General features: G+C 41.5%; 18 protein-coding genes and 1 pseudogene. 9 read left to right on the forward strand and 10 right to left on the reverse strand.

What is annotated here, in order from left to right:
* Positions 1-599: 599 nt before the first annotated feature.
* Genes CI597_RS15195 through CI597_RS15205 form a run of 3 tightly spaced genes read right to left on the reverse strand, consistent with a single transcriptional unit; the run spans position 600 to position 3,528 of the window.
* Positions 600-1,112, reverse strand: a complete 513-nt coding sequence (locus CI597_RS15195; RefSeq protein WP_024728965.1) for a CvpA family protein — start codon at positions 1,110-1,112, stop codon at positions 600-602.
* 11 nt (positions 1,113-1,123) lie between these two features.
* The gene (locus CI597_RS15200) at positions 1,124-2,317 is read right to left on the reverse strand and encodes a DUF5711 family protein (protein ID WP_024728966.1); all 1,194 of its coding nucleotides are present in this window, start codon (positions 2,315-2,317) and stop codon (positions 1,124-1,126) included.
* A 59-nt stretch (positions 2,318-2,376) separates the two neighbouring features.
* Positions 2,377-3,528 (reverse strand): LysM peptidoglycan-binding domain-containing protein, encoded by a 1,152-nt coding sequence (locus tag CI597_RS15205; protein WP_024728967.1) that lies wholly within the window; start codon positions 3,526-3,528, stop codon positions 2,377-2,379.
* A 205-nt stretch (positions 3,529-3,733) separates the two neighbouring features.
* Here CI597_RS15205 and yyaC point away from each other — a divergent pair, with 205 nt between their 5' ends.
* Complete coding sequence (gene yyaC / locus CI597_RS15210; RefSeq protein WP_024728968.1) at positions 3,734-4,300, forward strand: spore protease YyaC; 567 nt, start codon at positions 3,734-3,736, stop codon at positions 4,298-4,300.
* Positions 4,301-4,305: 5 nt separating this feature from the next.
* On the opposite strand, the gene CI597_RS15215 is transcribed toward yyaC, so the two are convergent.
* The gene (locus tag CI597_RS15215) at positions 4,306-5,361 is read right to left on the reverse strand and encodes a PTS transporter subunit IIC (protein ID WP_024728969.1); all 1,056 of its coding nucleotides are present in this window, start codon (positions 5,359-5,361) and stop codon (positions 4,306-4,308) included.
* A gap of 129 nt (positions 5,362-5,490) precedes the next feature.
* On the opposite strand from CI597_RS15215, the gene CI597_RS15220 reads away from it, so the two are divergent.
* The 4 genes from CI597_RS15220 (at position 5,491) to CI597_RS15235 (ending at position 7,882) form a co-directional block, all read left to right on the forward strand.
* Positions 5,491-5,769: a hypothetical protein gene (locus CI597_RS15220; RefSeq protein WP_024728970.1), complete on the forward strand. Its 279-nt coding sequence runs from the start codon at positions 5,491-5,493 to the stop codon at positions 5,767-5,769.
* A 108-nt stretch (positions 5,770-5,877) separates the two neighbouring features.
* On the forward strand, positions 5,878-6,441 hold the full coding sequence (locus CI597_RS15225; RefSeq protein ID WP_024728971.1) for an RNA polymerase sigma factor: 564 nt from the start codon (positions 5,878-5,880) through the stop codon (positions 6,439-6,441).
* Entirely contained in the window at positions 6,425-7,120 is a 696-nt protein-coding gene (locus tag CI597_RS15230) for a DUF4367 domain-containing protein (RefSeq protein WP_024728972.1), read from the forward strand. The genes CI597_RS15225 and CI597_RS15230 overlap by 17 nt, the downstream gene beginning before the upstream one ends.
* 279 nt (positions 7,121-7,399) lie before the next feature.
* Entirely contained in the window at positions 7,400-7,882 is a 483-nt protein-coding gene (locus CI597_RS15235) for a hypothetical protein (RefSeq protein WP_024728973.1), read from the forward strand.
* Between the two features lie 48 nt (positions 7,883-7,930).
* Here CI597_RS15235 and CI597_RS15240 read toward each other — a convergent pair.
* The 5 genes and pseudogenes from CI597_RS15240 to spoVG all read right to left on the reverse strand — a co-directional run bounded on the left by CI597_RS15240 (position 7,931) and on the right by spoVG (position 12,188).
* Positions 7,931-9,369: pseudogene (locus CI597_RS15240) on the reverse strand (IS1182 family transposase).
* A gap of 649 nt (positions 9,370-10,018) precedes the next feature.
* A complete protein-coding gene (locus CI597_RS15245) occupies positions 10,019-10,870 on the reverse strand; it encodes a hypothetical protein (protein WP_024728974.1) in 852 nt (283 codons plus the stop codon).
* 97 nt (positions 10,871-10,967) lie between these two features.
* Positions 10,968-11,123 (reverse strand): hypothetical protein, encoded by a 156-nt coding sequence (locus CI597_RS18210; protein ID WP_165353865.1) that lies wholly within the window; start codon positions 11,121-11,123, stop codon positions 10,968-10,970.
* Positions 11,124-11,206: 83 nt separating this feature from the next.
* Positions 11,207-11,713 carry an RNA polymerase sigma factor gene (locus CI597_RS15250; RefSeq protein ID WP_024728975.1) on the reverse strand — a complete coding sequence of 169 codons (507 nt, stop codon included), beginning with the start codon at positions 11,711-11,713 and terminating at the stop codon, positions 11,207-11,209.
* A gap of 178 nt (positions 11,714-11,891) precedes the next feature.
* A complete protein-coding gene (gene spoVG / locus CI597_RS15255; protein ID WP_024728976.1) occupies positions 11,892-12,188 on the reverse strand; it encodes a septation regulator SpoVG in 297 nt (98 codons plus the stop codon).
* A gap of 478 nt (positions 12,189-12,666) precedes the next feature.
* Between spoVG and murC the strand changes: the two genes are divergently transcribed.
* The 4 genes from murC (at position 12,667) to CI597_RS15280 (ending at position 17,618) form a co-directional block, all read left to right on the forward strand.
* Positions 12,667-14,049 carry a UDP-N-acetylmuramate--L-alanine ligase gene (murC, locus tag CI597_RS15265; RefSeq protein ID WP_024728977.1) on the forward strand — a complete coding sequence of 461 codons (1,383 nt, stop codon included), beginning with the start codon at positions 12,667-12,669 and terminating at the stop codon, positions 14,047-14,049.
* A 265-nt stretch (positions 14,050-14,314) separates the two neighbouring features.
* Positions 14,315-15,400 (forward strand): DnaD domain protein, encoded by a 1,086-nt coding sequence (locus CI597_RS15270; RefSeq protein WP_024728978.1) that lies wholly within the window; start codon positions 14,315-14,317, stop codon positions 15,398-15,400.
* A 1-nt stretch (position 15,401) separates the two neighbouring features.
* Positions 15,402-16,391 carry an ATP-binding protein gene (locus CI597_RS15275; protein ID WP_024728979.1) on the forward strand — a complete coding sequence of 330 codons (990 nt, stop codon included), beginning with the start codon at positions 15,402-15,404 and terminating at the stop codon, positions 16,389-16,391.
* 57 nt (positions 16,392-16,448) lie between these two features.
* Positions 16,449-17,618 carry a ribose-phosphate pyrophosphokinase gene (locus CI597_RS15280; protein WP_024728980.1) on the forward strand — a complete coding sequence of 390 codons (1,170 nt, stop codon included), beginning with the start codon at positions 16,449-16,451 and terminating at the stop codon, positions 17,616-17,618.
* Positions 17,619-17,683: 65 nt separating this feature from the next.
* Here the strand turns inward: CI597_RS15280 and CI597_RS15285 are convergent, their stop codons facing one another.
* Positions 17,684-19,909 carry a transglycosylase domain-containing protein gene (locus tag CI597_RS15285; RefSeq protein ID WP_024728981.1) on the reverse strand — a complete coding sequence of 742 codons (2,226 nt, stop codon included), beginning with the start codon at positions 19,907-19,909 and terminating at the stop codon, positions 17,684-17,686.
* Between the last annotated feature and the right edge of the window lies 1 nt (position 19,910).

Raw genomic sequence — 19,910 nt, forward strand, 5'->3', positions numbered from 1 at the left:
GCACGCCGCCAGCGTTCATCCTGAGCCAGGATCAAACTCTCATGTTCAATCTTGGATCTAAAAAGCGCTAGCTTTTTTATCCTTGTTTTACTGTGTCCTTTTATAAAGAACGTTCGTGTATCTTTTTCAAAAGATACTGAAAATCTCTTAGAATTTTCAAGGTTGTCTTATTGTTCAATTATCAAAGATCTGCTGTCGTTTTTTGTCTTGCTCTTACGAGCGACAGCTTTATTATATTATCATTCTTCATTCTGTCTGTCAAGCACTTTTTTCATTTTTTTGAAGTTTCATGAATGACTGACATTTCTAGTGCTGTCCGATCACCGTCAGCAACTTTTATATCATATCATGGCATGCTTTCCAAGTCAAGGACTTTTTTCAAAAAATTTGAAGAGCCAAGAAGTCAGATAAAGTTTTGAAGAGCTGCTGTTTTGTCAGCAACGTTGATAATCTTATCATCGCTCCAGGCAAATGTCAACAGGTTTTTTTACTTTTTTCTCACATTATTTTACGAAGGAACACTCAAGTAAAAAATCCAAAGGAAAAAGCCCTTGGAAAATGCCCTGTTATCAAGGCTTCCCAAAGGCTTTCTTTAAAAATTAAAAAGGCATCGCACCCTTTAACATTGTAATCACCGGATTGTTTTCTGCCATAAACTGAAGCAAAGAACTGGTCTGCATGATTTCATTATATTCCTGTTTGAAGCCAATGTACTGACAAAGGTAAATGGCAAACAGTAAAAAGGATATCACAATAATTCCTTTCACAAATCCCAGAACCCCTCCAAAGAAATGATTGAACCATCCAATCACAGGGAGGTCTCCGAACTTGCTGATTATGCCGACCAGTATTGAAAATACGGCCTTCAATACAAGCACGATCAAAGCAAACGCAATAAAATATGCCAGCTGATCTGTGAGTATATTCTGCTCTGATTTTATAAACACCTGTATCACATACTGCTTTACAGTGTCCGCCGTCGAGTAGGCAATGGCAAAGGTCAAAAGCCATGTTGCCAAAAGGAGGAGCGATTTCAGAAACCCTCTCTTGAATCCTCTGATCGTATCAAATATAAGGATCAGCAGCAATACAATTAAAATAATTTGTCCCATAATATCACCATCTAACGTAATCTAACCAACTGTGTTTTATCTTCAAATGTAATCAAGTACCGTTCCGCCTTCCCAGTGGGTGCCATGGCCTGAATCCTTTTCTTAAAAATCTGCTGGTACATCTCATGGCCTGCATAATTTATCATAGAGCAATGATAATTTCCCACAAACAGTACTCCGTCCGGGCCAAGGTACACATCCGAGAATTCTGTCTTGATCTCTCTTTCCATAACCTTTCTTCCGGAACGGTTATAGGCCTGTACCAGATACTGCTCTTTGGAAGACTTCTTTTTATTCTCAAGGATCAGGACAAAATGCGAATCATCTGCAGCAATACTTTTGATCCTGGAATTTATTTTAATCTCTTTTTGTTTCGAAGGTGTGTCTTTTGTGTTAAAAATAATTGTTTTATTATCTCCAAACGCACAAACCGTATTTTTCCCCATAAATTGAATCTTGGGGATCACGGTATCCTTAACGTCAAATCCCGCCAGCAGCCGGTCTTCTTTTTCCTGCCCTTTTTCTCCGAAATCATAAAATGCTATCCGGTTCTTCGTCTGCAGTCCGTCCACCACCAGATAGCTGACAGCCAGCATGGTGCCGTCTTCGGACAGGTCAATATCCAGCGGATATCCATTTTCATCGATCGTCGTCTTGATCGTTACCAGCTTCTTTTGAGAAGCATCATAAAGCTCTATATAATTTTCATTATCTCCCTGCAAAATTGCGGCGATCACTCCCTGTTCCGCAACTTCCACATCACTGACCGCATGTGAGGCGGAAAATCTTTTTACTTTTCCGGTGCTGTCATATAGAAGGATCTCATTGCCGTTCTTATATGCAACTGCGATATAATCTCCGCAGTATGTAACAATGGGATTCTTGATAGAATAAGCCTTCTCCCACTCTACTTTTCCGTCACCGTCAATAAATGAAATCCCATCTTCGTTATAACTTATGGAGCCGTTTTTATATGCAAAGGACTTTGTGCCGGAATTCACATGTTCTGCCACTGTCCGTTCTGTCTTGAGCGTATGATAGGTCCGATATCTATATGCCAGAAAGATTGCAAGCAGTACCGCACAAAAAACCCCCCCAAGAATGATCCTCTGTTTTTTCCGGATCTGTTTTTTCAAAAAAGAATTCTGCATTGCTTCCCTGCTGTTTGTATAGAGGGAAAACCCTGATTTCATCCTATGGTCCATAGTAAAACCCCTGTATTTTTATTTAACATTATTAATATCACGCTTTATTATACATGATTTTACTTTGTTATACTAGGAATAATTAGTTTCTGTCCAGGATAGATATGCTCTTTAGGCCCGATCTTGTTTGCATCCAGTATTTTATACATATATTTTCTGCTTCCATACATTCTGCGGGAAATGGATACCAGACTGTCCCCCTTTTTGACGACATAAGTTCGGCTGCGTGCCATGGACTGTGCAGATTTCTGCGTTGACGCAGTGGCTGCGGTTGTGCCGGTTTCCGTTTTTTTCTTATCTGCCGTAGTGCCCGCCTCTGTCCCGTCTGCTTTTTCGGTGCTGGTCGGAAGCTGTTTCGTGGTTGTGCCTGACTCCTTGTTTTCTTCCTCCATTGAAACATTGTCCTTCACGCCTTTTCCCATGGTCTCCACCGCCCCATGAATCGCGTCGCCAAAGGATGAACTGTTATCCAATCTGGAATAATAAAACATTCCCCCGGCTAAGATCAGGACGAGGAGCATTGCCGCGCTGGAAGAAAGCCGCTTCATCATGACCTTTGTCCTGCTGCTTTTCTGTTTCTCCTGGACGATTGTCCGAAACTGCCGCACGATCTTTTCATCTCTCTTGGCTTCCAGCATGGTTTCATAAGATACAGCTTCTTTTAATTTTTGATTTCGCTCGATGAGGTATTCCTGCATCATCGGATTTTTTTCATAATATATGTAATAACCGCTCTGTCTCACCAGGTCTTGTCCGCGGTATACGTAAAATGCATCTTCCCCTTCCAGGTGATCTGTCATATACAGCACTTTCCCGTCGCCCGGAAAATTTTCAAAATGAGTCTTTTTTATCTTATCGTTAAGCCGCACTGAGAATCCCATTCTGGAAAGCGCCCATCCGATCACCTCCAGATCCGGAAAGAAACGTTCTTTCTTCTGATAAATTTCCCGCCAAACCTTATCGTCAAATACGGTCTCGTCCAAATCCAGCTCTATATTCTGCCCTTCCACAGCTCCTCTGATAAATATCACAGTCTCGTTATCAATACTCTTTTTTTCTCCAAATAATATGGCCCCTCTTACAAAAGTGTTCTTGTCCGTCGTCAATGCTTTTAAAAATGTCACTACAAAATCTTCGATATAAACTTTTGTGGTTCCCACAGGCCCGCCGATCTGTCTGATGTTCTTCGGCAACTGATTTTCTGCTCTCACGAAAAAGCCTCCCTTTCCTCTTTAATACCAAAGACTTTACCACAGTATTTTCAATTTTTTTATCAAAGGGCGTCGACTGAAGAAAATAATTTTGCCCAAGTGGGAAGTACGTATTGGGACGGTATACTTTTTTATTTTATGTATAAACTATATGGAGCGTCTTATACGGCGAAAAATGATATTTAAGAAATGATTGGAGAACGCAATGCGCATTTCAGACCGAATATCCTATTTTAATCCCAAAGACAGGGAAGCGGGAGCCTTGCTGCAGGCAGATTTGATCCGCCGCATTCAAATGCAGAAAAAAGACAGCCAGCAGGTAGTCGTCCTGTGTGTGGGCACAGACCGCGCTACCGGTGACTGTCTTGGGCCTTTGGTAGGCCATCAGTTAATGACATCTTCTTATTATAAAGTTTTCGGGACTCTATCACAGCCGGTGCATGCCGGAAATCTTACGCAGACAATGACCGAAATTTACCGCTCGTTCAGGGAGCCTTTTGTCATCGCCATTGATGCGTGTCTGGGTTCTGCGGATCATGTTGGCTATGTGACCGTGTCTTCCATGCCGCTGTTTCCTGGACAGGGTGTAGACAAAGAACTGCCGCCTGTAGGAGATATCTCTATCACCGGCATCGTGAATTTCACATCAGAGGCCAACTTCAACACCATACAAACCACAAGGCTTCACACGGTCATGGAACTGTCCTCTTATATTGCATGCGGGGTAGAGGATTCTGTCCGGTATTTTGCGAAACATGCCGCTACGACTTAAAGCTGTCACATATTCAGTTTCATGTCCCCCTGTTTTATGATGCCCATCCGGCGCATACCTTCTGATATAAAATAGGTCAGCAATGCCGGGGCAATGATATGCATTCCAATAATCATGACTGCGGTCGCAGCCGGAGAACCCCCGCCGGCCACCATAGTCTTATATCCCATGATCTGCCCCACTAATCCGGCTGTCCCCATTCCGGAACCGATGGCATTATTGGTCATCTTGAATACTATAGTAGAAACAGGTCCCAACACGGCACTGGTAAGGATCGGCGGAATCCAGATCAGCGGTTTTCTGACGATGTTTGGAACCTGAAGCATAGATGTGCCGATTCCCTGGGCGATCAAGCCTCCTATTCTGTTCTCTCTGAAACTCGCCACAGCAAATCCTATCATCTGAGCGCTGCATCCAACTGCAGCAGCTCCTGCGGCAATCCCTGAGAGATTTAATATCACTCCGAGCGCGGCCGAACTGATCGGCAGAGTGAGTGCCATCCCCATCAGAACTGATACTACAATTCCCATCAAAAACGGCTGCTGCTCCGTACCCCACCGGATAAGGTCACCCAGCCGTGCCATCAGCTGACTGATCCATGGACCGAGAAACAGACCTACGGCACCTCCGGATAAAATGGTCATAAGCGGTGTAAGCAGGATATCCAGCTGTGTCCTTCCTGAGATCAGGCGTCCCAGTTCAATTCCTACATACGCAGCCAAGAAAGCCCCCAGAGGTTCCCCGGGTCCGGATAGGACGACAGCCCCTTTGACAATCAGGGTTCCCGCCATGATTTTTGATGCGTAAGCTCCGATCATTCCTGCACATGCCGATGAAACGGTTACCAGAACCGATTCCTGAAAACGTGAGGCAACTCCCACACCAATCCCGGCCCCGGTCATCACTTTCGCCGCTGCCGCACCAACCGCCAGGACTTGTCCGATATTTCCGCCTATCAGCAGTCCAACTTGTTCCAGAATCGTCCCGATGATCAGGGTAGCAAACAACCCCTGTGCCATCCCGGACAATCCGTCAATAAAGAACCTTTTTAAAATCTTCATTCGATCTTCTCCTCAATATTCTTCTTTAACGTCATTTTAAATCATTTTCTCTCTCACTACAATATTGACTGTTTTATATTTATCTTCTATTATACTTAATATATTTCAAATAGAAAGCAGGTAAAACCAATGTTCCGTATGTGGGGAAAACTAATGAAAAGCAACCGGCTGCTGAAAGACACTGTAATCAGCGTGGAAAATGCCGGTCTGAACCGTACCCGAAAGGTATATAAGGCTCTTGAAGACATTTGTTATGAGTTTGATCTGCCGAAACCTCTCTGGCTGGAGGCCAATAAAAAAGAATTTATGACCCACGATAAAACAAGATTTTATCACGACAGTTTTATTGAAGATATCGACTTTGATTTCTTGGAGGTCCAGGTTATCGAAGAAGACCAAAGCCTTTAGAATATTTCTATAGGCTTTTTTTGTACAAGCTTTACAACACCGCAAAGTCTATCTATAATGAGAGATATAGAGAGAAACCATAAACGGGGGAAAAGGGAGAGAATGAAAATGATACGGCGGAAGAATAAACCTCCTACCAAGAGCGCTGTTGATTATATTGAACTGCTCTACAACAAGTATGCGCCTAAGCTGAAATATGTAGCAAAGCAATATATTCATAATGATACGTTGGCTGAAGATGTACTTCAAAATGTTTTCGAGAAAGCGTTGCTGTACTCTGAAAAGATTTTAGAATTGCCCGATGATAAGGCCTTTACGTTTTTATATGTCATAGTACGTAACACAGCGTATGACATGATCAAGGTTGAGAGCAGAAATAATCACGAAGAACTGACTTACGAGGACGGCGAAGATTCAGAATTCCTGATTGATCCAAATGATTATTACATGGAATATATTGACTTAAATGTAATGGTAGATAAGATTGGCAAGCTGCCTACGAATCAGCAGACAGTTCTTGTCCTGTACTATTACTATGGATTCAGCTTTCTGGAAATAGCGACGCTATTACAAATTTCGGAACTGACTGCAAAGAAACGTTGCAGTCTAGCCCGCAGTTCCTTACGTGCTCTGTTTGAGAAGGAGGGATTGAGTTATGAGTACAAACGATAAAAAAGACAAAAATGAAGAATTGTTTGACCATATCATCGAGTATGGTGCAAGCAGCTGGACCGACGAAATCTCCCCTGATAATATCCCGGAAGAGGAACTATCGGATCAATTAAATCAAAAAATTGACAACATGTTTTCCTCGGCAAGGAAAAGGGCAAACAGAAAACGCAGGTTTATCACTGCCCAACGGATTGCTGCTGTATTTGTGATGCTGCTTACTATGGCTTCTGTAACTTTGATGAGTGTTGAGGCTTTTAGGGAGCCAGTTATTAATTTTATTTTTAAGACACAAAATAAGAAAGACAAAACTGAACTTAAAATAACTGAAGCACCTAGTAACACCCAAGAAGTAGACTTTGTATTTAACTATATGCCTGATGGATACGTTTTAGAAAAAAAAGTTGTTGATCAATCAACTACGAATCTCTCTTATCAATACAAAAACGGTGATGATTCAATATTAATTGATATAATTATTGATCCTTCAATCAATGTTTATAAATATATAGAAGACCAAAACTATAAAACAATAAAGACAACTGACACCAAGTATTTTTATATAGAAAGTGAGTATAATCAACTTGTATGGTCAAGGGGCAAGGTTATTTATACAATTTTCTCCACTCTAGACAACGAGAAAATGATAAAAATCGGAGAAAACATCAAAAGAATTAAATGATCCAATACTATTATAATGTAAAACTGCGCACAAATTGTGTGCAGTTTTTATTTTTGTCTATTTTATATGTCCGCCAACACCTCTATAAAAGCTTTTTTAATAGGAAAAATTCCCTTATCAAGCTTTTTGTAATACTTTACAAAAAAAAGAAATTCAAAAATTTTTTCTTTATTCTAATTATCTTATTTCATATATATAAAACATTTAATATTTAAAATCATTAATCACCTTTTTATTTTTCTTACTGTTTTTTAAGTAGTAAGGATAAAAGGAGGATTTATGAAATTATTAAAAAACATTATTTTAATTTTTGCAATGATCTTATTAATTGGTGTTACACCAATATCTGCATCAATGAAACCTACATCTCTCACTTCTAGTCCAGATACAGTAAATAATACAATAGGCTCATTTATACCATTAAATTCATTTACACAAAATAAAGTTAGTATATTGCTGCAAGTAAATTCAGGCTTAAAATTTAATTCTCTTGGCTTTGCACAAATGAATACAAGAGTTCTTATTTCTAATGATTCTAATTATGTAAAAATAAAAATGCAACTTCAGCGGTTCAAAAACAATAAATGGAGTACTATTACTACAGGTACACATACTGGCAAAGGTTTAACTGGTTATTCTTGGAAATATTATGTTTCAAAAGGTTATAAATACCGCGTAAAAAATAATATTTATTTATATAAATCTAAAAACGGAAAACTTTTAGATCAAGACACATGCTACAGTAATGTAAAAAAACGCTAACAATAATAAATAATAAAAATCCTTACTATTATTATAGATAAATTATTTTCAGACTGTAGACAGAACGGTTCGCGATGTCATGTTTGCGAACCGTTTTTTAATCCATTTCCACTTTTCAAATTCTGATTTTGCACTGGAAAAGGAAAATTGTAATGAAGAAGAGCGGTATTTTGCTCCCCATTTGATCCGCCATTTCCAGATTGCCAGTTTCTTTAGATTCATGCAGCCAAACAAGAGGTTCAGCTCCATCTTGATTTTAGCCAGACCTCTGTACTGGGTATATCTCATCCCATGTTTTTCCTTTGCATCTGCAAAGACTCGCTCTATGGTTTCTTTTCGCTGTTTATATCTTTCTTTCATCCCGGTTGTATGACGGATATCTTCGACCTGCTCCATGTAGTTTTCTCACACATGACGCGTAATTACCTTTACGTCATCCTTACTGTTTGTGCAGCGGCCCCGGTATGGACAGTTTTGGCAAACAAGCCAGTCACTTTTATACTCTCGATAGCCTTCACGGTTTGTTGTGGTGTAATGAAGCACTCGGTGATTCGGACACAAATAACAGTCAAAGAATTCATCATATACATAATCATATTTCTTGAAATAACCGGCTTTGCTCATAGGTCTTTTGTATGGCATGACTGGAATTTTTCCGTCTTTTATCAACTGCCGGGCGATCGCTGGTATCTTATATCCCGCATCCATCACGTAATACACGCCATATTTCCAGTTCTGCTTTAAACGTCTGTATAAAGGCCAGAATGATACACTGTCATGCACATTCCCTGCTGTTACTTCAAAATCCAAAACATAATGATTCCTGTCACAACAGGTATTGGCAGCATAAGCAAAGACCTGCTTATGCTCCCCTTTATGGAACCAGCCGCTGTCAGGATCGGTGGTACTGACCTTCTGCGTCATCATTTCCGGTTCTTTTTCCTTTTTTTCAGCGGCTTCTTTCCGTGTTCCTGACGATCCCTTTCGATCTCTTCCTGTAGTTCTTTTTCATAGCTGCGTGCTTCTTTACGGATGACCTCGTTTCGATATTTATGCGGGTTCGCGCTGGCTTTGATGTGAGTGCCGTCAATGAAGAGGCTTTCTGTGTCCAGAAAACCATTGGCGGCAACTTCGGAAAGTATCTTGGCAAAGATTTTTTCAAACAGATCGGTATCTTTGAAACACCTGGAATAGTTTTTACCAAAGGTAGAGAAATGAGGAATCTCCTCATGCATTCCATAGCCCAGATACCACCTGTAAGCGAAATTCACTTCGATCTCACGGATTGTTTTACGCATGGAGGGAATTCCGAAAATATATTGGATCATGGCGATCTTGATCAATACCACTGGATCGATGCTCTCCCGTCCAAAATCGCTGTATAAATCTTTGACTTCCTCATAAATGAAACTCATATCGATTGCTTCGTCCAGCTTCCGCACCAGATGGTTTCTGGGTACGAGATCTTCCAGACTTGCTATTTCCATTTGTGTTCTTTCTGCGTTATCTTTTTCCCCATCATAAAGAAAACCTGCCTTTCCTGATGATTCTATTATACCATCTGGAAAGCACAGGTAAAACTAAAAATAGACAACCGCCTCCAAAAGGAGGTCGATTGTCTACAGTCTGAAATTATTATATCTCTTATTTCAAAAAAATATTCACCTTTTTGCTCTAAAAACAGTTTCTATAGTAGAGGGGTTTTTTTCAATCATTATTCCTAAAAACATATTAACTATTATAATATTAAAGAAAGGAAAACCATCCAAATCACAAACCATTCTAAAAATTGGTTAAGCGGGTACGGAAACCTGCTTTAATGGTTGAATTTACCCCTCTTGTTGACAGCTTAGGTTTACAAGTATCTGAGTTTCAGCAAGCAGAGAGACCAATGAATTCATGATATCATTGGTCTTTCTGCACTTTTTAACGAAACTTGAGAATATATTTCACTATTTCCATATTATTTCAGTTGCTGTAATAGAGGGCATTAACAACAGATTGTGATTAATTCGCTGGACCTCATTCTCTCTCTCATAAAAAATGGCCGGCGAAGTTTTTACAATCTGTTGTTAATGCTCTTTTACCGCGATAAAACAAAAAAACAGGACAAAGCCAAAGTGCTTTGTCCCATTTCTATTTTATATATTTAGCAATTTTCTCAGCTTCATATATACTGACCATTCCTTCAATATTCATTTCAAATTGATTCACATGTCCCAGTACTGATAAAGTTCTTTCTCCCTTATAAAAACTGAATTCACCTCCAGCAACTTTAAGTACTTTCACTTTTGTTTTTTCCTCTCCAAAAAGAATCTTTTCAGAACCGTCTGTTGTTCCGCTGTGATCATAATAAGAGTAATACAGTACGGCCTCTCCTCTGCTGTAAGACGCTATAATACCTATGACTTTCTTGTCAAGAACATTAACAAGGATATTTTGCAGCCTCCATCCGCGAGGTATATATCTTGGATACATTACATCCCGCTTATAATTATTCTTTACTTCTTCCCAGGTAGATACCCGAAAATTAGTTCCTGATTTTGCTCCATTATCTTTAGTTATATTTCGTGCAACAAAGCCTTTTATCGTCTCTATCAACCATTCAACAGGCGATTCTCCTGAAGGATCATTTATTTCAATCTGTACTTCTGTTGTCTTTTCATTTTTTTGATCAATATAACGAAAAATAGACTTCCCTATTATCGCATAACATATGACCTGTGCTGAAAGCATAAATACAAGAAGAAATACCGCTGCCTTTGCTGCAATCGAGCAGTACCTCTTCCTTCTTCTGATTTTTAATAAGTTTCTTCTTTCTATATATCCGCAGTAGAATACTTCCTTATCAAGCTTACCTTCATCTTTTAAGGGCTCCATACATTCTAATATATGTTCTATATGCCGTAATTTCTCTTGATCCGATTCGGATTTAAAAAATTCTGTAATCCATTCAAAAGCCCATCTCTTGATTATAAAATCTCTCATCCTTTGTACCTGTTCTATATGTTTTGAATTTTGTATTCATTGTAACAGATAATTATATATATGTAAATCATAACCAAGATCCGACGATTTTTACGGATTATTTATGCGTCTTATTAACATCTGTAATTTTTGTCCTTATTTTTTCTTTTACATCCTCCGATAATTTTTCCTCTTCTATATCTTCCGGGTGGATTTCCTCTACAAATTTCCCAACCGCTTTCTCTAGTAACTGTTCAAATGCCTTCCTTCTCATTTCGGCTCCTTTCACATGAATTTTAAGGTTACATATCTATATCCCCAAAAACCACGCGAAGGTGTCGTTTAAGTTGACTTCATTCAGCCAAACATAATAAGCATAAACAGCTGTTTCCTTACTTTTTTTCGTATTCTTGCAAGTTTTGATTTCACCGCCTGATCTGTACTGTCCCTGAATCTCGCAAGCTCATTGATAGTAAATCCTTTCATGTAGAAATCATAAAAAAGACGAAATTCGTCTTCTGAGAGTACGTTTTTAATATCCGTTTCCAGCAGGCCGCTATAATCGTCCTCGAACTTTTGGTTTAATGACATTATATTTTCGTCTGTCAGTATCTCTCCTATTCTATTTTTCTTCTCAAACACATGATATATTTTGTATTTTGCTGTCTGTTTCAGCCATCCAACAGGATTTTCATGTTCTGAAAGACTGTCTATTTTTTCATATGCCGTCAGATATACTTCCTGAAGGACATCATAGGCCTCCTCCCAGTCCCAATAAAAAAACCCCTTCATAAATTTGAGCATCTCTTCATAACTTTCTTCATATAACTTTTTAAATGCATTTTCCCTTGATGTATGATCCATAATTAACCCGCTTCTGATTTTTTTACAGCATATCAGAAAATCATCTGAAAGGCAAAAAGACAGCATATGGCATGACTCCGAAAGTCATGTTATATGCTGTCTTAATCTACTGATCAGCGAACGGCGGATCTCCCGTTCCTGTTACTTATGGACAATCATAGTATTTAGAATTAAGTGTTTACTCTGCTCCTTCTTCCGGCTGACTTGCATCTATGTCTCCAAGTCTCATGGCCTCATACTGTTCCAGGATCATGGTCTGGATAGTGTTTCTCGTTGCCGAATTGATCGGATGGGCAATGTCACGGTATTCCCCATCGGCAGCTTTGCGGCTTGGCATTGCAATGAACAGGCCTTTTTCTCCTTCGATGACTTTGATATCATGTACTACAAATTCATTATCGATCGTAATAGAAACGACTGCTTTCATTTTCCCTTCTTTTGCTACTTGTCTGATACGTACATCTGTAATTTGCATGTTGTCTTCCTCCTAGTTTTCAAAACTTTAGCTAATGATCTGTTGTGCGGCCGTTTATGCTCTATCACCTTCCCTTTTCAACGCCGCAAAATATCCCCACTCTCAACACATTTTGCTCATACTATGACTCCCACTGTATACATCTATACTCTAAAACAAAGCACCTGCCGCCTTCCAAAATTCAAATCGGAAGCCAGTCCTGATGCTTGTGCAGGGATCAACATCGTACATACTATCTTAGATAATGTTTATTATAGCACCTCCTTCGTAAAATGTGAACAAATATTATTATATATTTTCGCTGATATTATTGTATTTTACTATTTAGCAGTACAAAATCCGACAATATTTCCATCATTCTGTACACCTTTTTTACCGAAAACCCCTGTTTCTCATTTCCTTCCTTGCAACTTATTTTTTTGTGCACTATAATAGAAAAAACACTTTATTTAAAATCAGAGAAAGGTTAGGAATTCCTATGTATCAGATAGATTTCAAGAAACCAATTCACATTCATTTTATGGGGATCGGCGGTATCAGTATGAGCGGTCTTGCCGAGATCCTTCTCAAAGAAGGATTTACTGTTTCCGGCTCTGACATCCGTTCCTCCGATATAACCGAAAAATTGAGTTCTTTAGGCGCCAAGGTCTTTTTAGGACAAGTCGCGGAAAATATCACGGATGATATTGATCTGGTCGTATATACTGCGGCCATCCATCCGGAAAATGAAGAATACAAAGCCGCACTGCAAAAAGGCATCCCCCTTATGAAGCGTGCGACTCTGCTCGGACAAATGATGCACAATTATAAAAATGCAGTGGCAGTATCCGGAACCCACGGCAAAACAACCACGACTTCTATGCTCTCACACATCCTGCTGGCCGGAGAGACAGATCCAACCATCACTGTGGGGGGTATTCTGGACATTATTGACGGCAACATCCGTGTCGGCCATTCCAATGTCTTCGTGACAGAGGCCTGTGAGTATACAAACAGCTTTCTCGAATTTTTCCCGAAGATCAGCATTATTCTAAATATAGAAGAAGACCATATGGACTTTTTCCATGATATTGATGAGATCCGCGACTCCTTCAAAAAGTTTGCTCACAAGCTTCCGGAAGACGGCCTGCTCGTCCTGAATGGGGAGATTGATGACATTTCCTATATCGTAGAAGGACTCAAAGCCAAGTATGTAACCTACGGCATTGATAACGATGACTTTACTTATACGGCTAAAAATATTTCCTATGACTCTATGGGCCATGGACATTTTGACCTGTACAAAGAAGGAACTTTTGTAGATTCCTTGTCATTAAACGTAAACGGCCTGCATAATATTAATAATGCGCTGTCTGCTGCAGCCGTTGCTGATTTCCTCGGGCTCTCCATAGATACTGTAAAAGCCGGACTCCTGACCTTCTCCGGCGCCAAGCGGAGATTTGAATATAAGGGGACCTGCCAGGGCTTTACGGTCATTGATGACTATGCCCACCACCCTACGGAGATCAAAGCAACATTGAATGCCTGCAAAAATTATCCCCACAAAGATCTGTGGTGCGTCTTCCAGCCGCATACCTATACGAGGACAAATGCCTTTTTAGATGAGTTCGCCGAGGCTCTCAGCCAATGCGATCATGTGATCATCACTGATATCTATGCTGCCCGGGAAAAAGACACCGGCATGGTCCACGCCAGAGATTTAGCAGATAAAATCGAAAAAACCGGTACTGATGTTCGATATATCAAGGATTTTGATGAGATAGAAGAATTTATTTTAAAAAAATGCAAAAAAAATGATTTGTTGATAACTATGGGGGCCGGAAATGTTGATTCTATCGGCAATGAGTTAGTTAAGAAATAGTTATCCACGTTATCCACAGGGTTATACACAATTGTGTATAACTTTCCCTGTGGATTTTTCTTTATTTTTTCCACATCAAAATTTTTTGAGTGAGGCTTGTCTTTCTGCGGATTCCGTTTACTTATCCACGTTATCCACAGTTTCCACAATTGTTCTGTGGATTATTCTGTGAAAAGAGCTGCTATTTACAATTTATTCGGTCTGCGTTATAGTTCTTTTAGATTAAAGAAAGAGACGTATTGACTAAAGTTAGGGAGATGGATTTATGAGCAGTATTAACGTAACGACAACATACCCGACCGGGGGAACTTTATTACCGAATGCCTTCGTAGACTACTACATGATTAAAGCCAACGGAGAATATGTGAAGGTTTATATTTACCTTCTGCGCATGGTTTCTAACGGCCAGAAGTTCAATATACCTTACCTGGCAGATTTGCTGGAACTTACGGAGCGTGATATCTGCCGCGCCCTGAAGTACTGGAAAAAGGAAAATCTCCTGGACCTGGTCATGGATGGAGGAGAGATCCGTTCCATCAAACTGCTCCCCGTTTCCACGGCCCTGACGATCGATGCGGATGATCTCATGGAGCCTGAAAAAGAGGAACCAGCGAAAATACCAGCAAAGGAAACCACGACCGGGACTCCGGCTGCGAAAGCTAAGGCGGTTCCGGCCCTGAGGACGCTGACTCCGTCCCAGCTGGCCCAGAAAAATAAGGATGATAAGTTCTCTTATCTGATCTATATCGCAGAAATGTACATAGGACGTCCGCTCACCGCCAATGATCTGAATACTCTCTCTTATTTCTACGATGACCTTGCAATGTCACCGGAGCTGATCGAACACTTGGTAGATTACTGTGTATCCAACGGCAAGAAAAACTTCCGCTATATGCAGTCCGTAGCGATTGCCTGGTATCAGGAGGGCATCCGAACAGCAGACGAGGCCAAGCTTCACTGCCAGAACTACCAGAAAGAGTATTACCAGATCATGCATGCCTTTGGACTGAATAACCAGCCCGCACCGGCACAGATCGAATACATGAAGCGCTGGCTCAAGACCGACGGCTTTGACTTAAGCATCGTCATAGAAGCATGCAACCGCACGATCCGCTCCATCGGCCAGCCAAAATTCCAGTATACGGACAGTATTTTGAAAAAGTGGAAGGACAACCATGTAGTTTCACTGGATGATGTAAAGAAACTGGAAAGCCGCCCGGGGACTGTATCCAAATCCGCAGCCCCACAGCCGAACAACCAGTTCCACAATTTTGAAGAACGTGACTATGACTATGACGAGCTGGAAAAACAGCTTTTTGAAAAGCAGATACACCCTGTAAAGGAGGACTGAGATGTCCCTGACCAATGAACAATATCAGGAAATCATGAGGATGTACGAGGCGAACCGGCTCAGCAGCTACAATCTCTCCAGAGAGCGCAGGCGTCAGGTCTATGCACAGATTCCTCAGATGAGGGAGCTGGACCGGGAGATGGCCCACAACGCTGTTCTCCTGGGAAAACAGCTGATCGCATCTGAAGATCATAACTCTATGGACATTTGCAGGCAAAAGAATCAGAAGCTGGCTGAACAAAAGCGCCGGCTTCTTTTAGATCATGGATATCCTGAGGATTATCTGGACCCTGTTTATACTTGTCCCGACTGTAAAGATACCGGATATATCGGTACCGAAAAGTGCCATTGTTTCCATCAGGCTGTGATCCGCCTGATTTATTCTGATTCCAATATGCAGCATATCCTTGAAAAAGAGAATTTTCTCCGTTTCAATGATCAATATTATTCTGATAAACTACTGGAGGACGGACGGCCTTCTCCGAGACAGAATATCCATGCCGTGCTGAAAAAATGCCGTGATTTTATCGGTCATTTTCCTTCCAGGGAAAACCTGCTGCTGCACGGTTCCACAGGCACCGGGAAGACATTTTTAAGCCATTGTATTGCTAAAGAGATCATGGATAAGGGATATACCTGTGTCTATGTAACCGCTTTTCAGCTTTTTGATATTCTGACTTCCCAGGCATATCAAAAGCACAAGGATAATCTCCCTATGTCCTACCAGCTTATTTTTCACTGTGACCTGCTGGTCATTGATGATCTGGGGACAGAGCTTAACAATGCCTTCATTACTTCCCAGCTGTTCCACTGCCTGAATGAACGGCAGCTCAGCGGTAAATCAACACTTATTTCGACAAATTTATCAATGCGTAATTTGAAAGACCGCTATACGGAACGGATTTTTTCCAGAATTATTGAGAACTATACCATCTGCCAGTTATACGGCGAGGATATCCGTTTAAAGAAATCTTTTTCCCGCAAGTCTTGACGGAATCGCTTCGGGAGTGATATAAAAAGAGTGAACAAACTACAAAGGAGATTTATAATGAGACGATCTGACCGAAACTTTAAAACCCTTCCCGACGGCAATCTTGGCATCATCGCTATGGAGAGCTGCAAAAGCCTTGGCAATCTGATTGATAAGTATATTACAGGCTGGCGCGGAGATGAAGCCCCCCGCTATCAGAATATGCCCGGATATGATGAGTATTACAAGGCAAGCTATCTGCTGGATGCCGGCTGTCCCCGCTTCGGGTCCGGAGAAGCAAAAGGGATCATCCGTGAATCTGTCCGCGGAACCGATTTGTACATTCTCGTTGACGTGCTGAATTACAGCATCAAGTATTCTCTGTGCGGTCATCAGAACTCTATGTCCCCGGATGATCATTTTCAGGACTTAAAAAGGCTCATTGCAGCCAGCGGCAGCAAAGCCAAGAGAATCAGTGTCATCATGCCTTTCCTGTATGAAAGCCGTCAGCACAAAAGAAGCACCAGAGAGTCTCTGGACTGTGCCATGATGCTTCAGGAGCTGATTCATTTAGGAGTACAGAATATCATTACATTTGACGCCCATGACCCTCGTGTACAGAACGCCATTCCAAACAGCGGCTTTGATACGGTACAGCCCACTTACCAGTTTGTAAAGTCTCTGGTTGAGCAGTGCGACGGAGTCAATTTTGACAGTGATCATCTGATGGTCATCAGCCCGGACGAAGGTGCTATGCAGCGTTCCATCTATATGGCCAATGTCCTCGGTGTTGATGTGGGTATGTTCTATAAGCGCAGAGATTATTCTACTATCGTAGACGGCCGCAACCCTATTGTGGCCCATGAATTTTTGGGAGATTCTCTGGAAGGCAAGGACGTTCTGATCTTGGACGATATGATATCTTCCGGAGAGAGTATGATCGATGTAGCCAAAGAACTGAAAGCAAGAAAAGCGAGACGTGTATTTTGTCTTTCTACCTTCGGTCTGTTCACAAACGGACTTGATGTCTTTGACAAGGCTGTGGAAGAAGGTATCATCGAAAAGGTTATCACAACCAATCTTACTTACCAGACACCGGAACTGTTGGAGCGTGATTGGTATGTATCATCAGATGTGAGCAAATATGTAGCTCTGCTGATCGATACGCTGAATCACAACGGGTCCATCAGCGAACTTCTGGACCCAACGGAGCGCATCAAAGAATATTTGGAAAAGAATCATTTATAAATTTATCAGCAGTATAGGAAAAGGCAGCAGACTATTTATTAAAGTCTGCTGCCTTTATCTATTTATCAATCGTCATTTCCGGCGCCGCGTCGATCATCACCGTTCTGCTGCTGTGTAGCCGCTGTTGTGGCCTGTGTCGTTGCCTGAGTGGTCGCCTGGGTTGTGGCCTGTGTTGTAGCGTGAGTCGTTGTCTGGGTTGTACCTTTGGTACTTCCCTTTTCTGTCGTGCCTGCTGTTGTCTGGCCTGTGGACGGCATGTTTGTTCCGCCTCCGCCTTCATAGGAATTAAGCTTTTTGCCTCCTGAATACTCTTTGTGGAGAGCATTCATAAAATTGCTCCAAATTGTCTTAGGATAACCGGAACCGCTCAGGTTGGCCATTACCCTGCTGTCATCCCTTCCTACCCACACTGCAGTTGTATAGTACGGTGTATATCCGCAGAACCATCCGTCCTTATTGTCCGTTGTAGTACCTGTTTTTCCCGCGGTATCTACATTAGGAACCTTTGCCCCCCGGCCTGTACCGTTGGTGATAACACTCTTTAAAACGCTGCTCATCATAGAAGCCGTATTGGCTGAGTAAACCGTTCTTTTCTTGGATGGATTGGAGACCACAGTCTCACCGTCCGAATCCTCGATCTTCACAATACAGGTTGGGTCTCTGAACACGCCCTGATTGGCAAGTGCAGCATATCCGCTGGCCATCTCCTCAGCCGTAGTTCCATAGGTGAAGCCGCCGAGGCAGGTTGTATAATACTTATAGTCATTTTCGTCGAGGCTCTTAAAGTTCATCTTTTCCAAATACCGGAGAGCGGATTTCGGCCCGATCTCCTCGTAAAGCCTCATAGTAGCCACGTTGCTTGATTTCTCCAACGCCCGCCTCAGTGTAATACTTCCTGAATAGGAACCGCCGGAGTTTCTGACCCTGTGTTTGTCTTTGGGACTCATCGGGTTGTCATTCACGATAGAACCCGGTCCATATCCTCTCTCCATAGCAGGAGCATAGACAAGGATAGGCTTAATGGCACTTCCCGGCTGTCTCGGACTCTGATAAGCACGGTTCAGCCCTAATCCTGCATTTTTCTGATATCTTCCTCCTACGATGGCTGCTACCTTGCCTGTCTCATTGTCAATACAGACGCCTGCGCCCTGGACTTTGTAAACCTTGTTCTTGTCCTTCTCCGTATAACCGCTCAGAGCATTGTCGATACTGCTTTGAAGTTCCTTCTGAGCATCCAGGTCAATAGATGTATGAATCTGGTATCCTGCACTGTATAAAGTCCTCTTACACTCAGCATAAGACTTGTTATATTTCTCATCGTAATCCTGTTTGTCTTCGTCAGAGTCAAACACATAGCGGAACTCAAAGCCCTGCTTCTTCATCAGTGCTTTCGTAGCACTGTGAATTACATAGGTTTCAATATAATTTCTCTTCTGCTCAGTTTTTTTCTTTTTCAGTGTGATCTTTTCTCTCAGAGCTTCATCTCTCTGGGATTTAGTAATCAGATTCTGCTTATACATATCCTTGAGGATCTTGTCGCGCCTTGTCATTGTCTTTTCCTTATGATGATAGGGCTCATACATGTTTGGCGCATTAGGGACCGCACACAAGAATGCGGCTTCTGACATGGTCAGATCCTTGGCATCCTTATCAAAATAACCTTTGCTGGCAGCCTGAATTCCGTAATAGCCATTTGCAAAATAAACGTTGTTCAGGTAAAACTCCATGATCTGATCCTTGGAGTACTCCTTCTCCAGACCCCATGCCACAAACATTTCTTTGACCTTACGCTGCCAGGAAATCTCCCGTGTCAGGAAAACAGTCCTTGCCAGCTGCTGAGTGATCGTACTTCCTCCCTGAGTAACTTCTCCCTTATTTGTAACAAAAGATACTGCTGCTCTGGCGATACCCCTGAAGTCTACCCCATTATGTTTGTAAAAATTATTGTCCTCCACGGAAATCATCGCCGCCACCGCATACACCGGCAGATCTTTATACTTCAGATAATAGACATCCTTCTCGCCTTTCAGCTTGGTGATAACCTTCCCATTCGTATCATAGACGACACTCGTCTGTGTTGCCTTAAATGTCTGCTCTGAAGTGTTGGCTACCAGATCCTTAGCCTCTGCCCTCAGCTTCATGACTTTCATTCCGATGGTGAACCAGCCGATAACCACCAGAAAAAGAAAAACAATCGAGATCTTGACAAGGATCTTTCTTTTCTTTTTCTTCTTTTTTGGTTTTTTCTCTTTGGAAATGACTTTCTTTGTCTCTTTTGTTTCTTCAGCCATA

The organism is Anaerostipes hominis (ex Lee et al. 2021), from assembly GCF_002270485.1.
Lineage (GTDB): Bacteria > Bacillota > Clostridia > Lachnospirales > Lachnospiraceae > Anaerostipes > Anaerostipes hominis.

What these genes read in the sequence shown, in the direction of transcription:
- CI597_RS15285 (WP_024728981.1), bottom strand. Translation starts at nt 19,909, where the DNA reads ATGGCTGAAGAAACAAAAGAGACAAAGAAAGTCATTTCCAAAGAGAAA.
- CI597_RS15220 (WP_024728970.1), top strand. Translation starts at nt 5,491, where the DNA reads ATGTTCCGTATGTGGGGAAAACTAATGAAAAGCAACCGGCTGCTGAAA.
- CI597_RS15275 (WP_024728979.1), top strand. Translation starts at nt 15,402, where the DNA reads ATGTCCCTGACCAATGAACAATATCAGGAAATCATGAGGATGTACGAG.
- CI597_RS18210 (WP_165353865.1), bottom strand. Translation starts at nt 11,123, where the DNA reads ATGAGAAGGAAGGCATTTGAACAGTTACTAGAGAAAGCGGTTGGGAAA.
- CI597_RS15250 (WP_024728975.1), bottom strand. Translation starts at nt 11,713, where the DNA reads ATGGATCATACATCAAGGGAAAATGCATTTAAAAAGTTATATGAAGAA.
- CI597_RS15200 (WP_024728966.1), bottom strand. Translation starts at nt 2,317, where the DNA reads ATGGACCATAGGATGAAATCAGGGTTTTCCCTCTATACAAACAGCAGG.
- CI597_RS15235 (WP_024728973.1), top strand. Translation starts at nt 7,400, where the DNA reads ATGAAATTATTAAAAAACATTATTTTAATTTTTGCAATGATCTTATTA.
- CI597_RS15225 (WP_024728971.1), top strand. Translation starts at nt 5,878, where the DNA reads ATGATACGGCGGAAGAATAAACCTCCTACCAAGAGCGCTGTTGATTAT.
- spoVG (WP_024728976.1), bottom strand. Translation starts at nt 12,188, where the DNA reads ATGCAAATTACAGATGTACGTATCAGACAAGTAGCAAAAGAAGGGAAA.
- CI597_RS15280 (WP_024728980.1), top strand. Translation starts at nt 16,449, where the DNA reads ATGAGACGATCTGACCGAAACTTTAAAACCCTTCCCGACGGCAATCTT.
- CI597_RS15245 (WP_024728974.1), bottom strand. Translation starts at nt 10,870, where the DNA reads ATGAGAGATTTTATAATCAAGAGATGGGCTTTTGAATGGATTACAGAA.
- CI597_RS15230 (WP_024728972.1), top strand. Translation starts at nt 6,425, where the DNA reads ATGAGTACAAACGATAAAAAAGACAAAAATGAAGAATTGTTTGACCAT.
- yyaC (WP_024728968.1), top strand. Translation starts at nt 3,734, where the DNA reads ATGCGCATTTCAGACCGAATATCCTATTTTAATCCCAAAGACAGGGAA.
- CI597_RS15270 (WP_024728978.1), top strand. Translation starts at nt 14,315, where the DNA reads ATGAGCAGTATTAACGTAACGACAACATACCCGACCGGGGGAACTTTA.
- CI597_RS15215 (WP_024728969.1), bottom strand. Translation starts at nt 5,361, where the DNA reads ATGAAGATTTTAAAAAGGTTCTTTATTGACGGATTGTCCGGGATGGCA.
- murC (WP_024728977.1), top strand. Translation starts at nt 12,667, where the DNA reads ATGTATCAGATAGATTTCAAGAAACCAATTCACATTCATTTTATGGGG.
- CI597_RS15195 (WP_024728965.1), bottom strand. Translation starts at nt 1,112, where the DNA reads ATGGGACAAATTATTTTAATTGTATTGCTGCTGATCCTTATATTTGAT.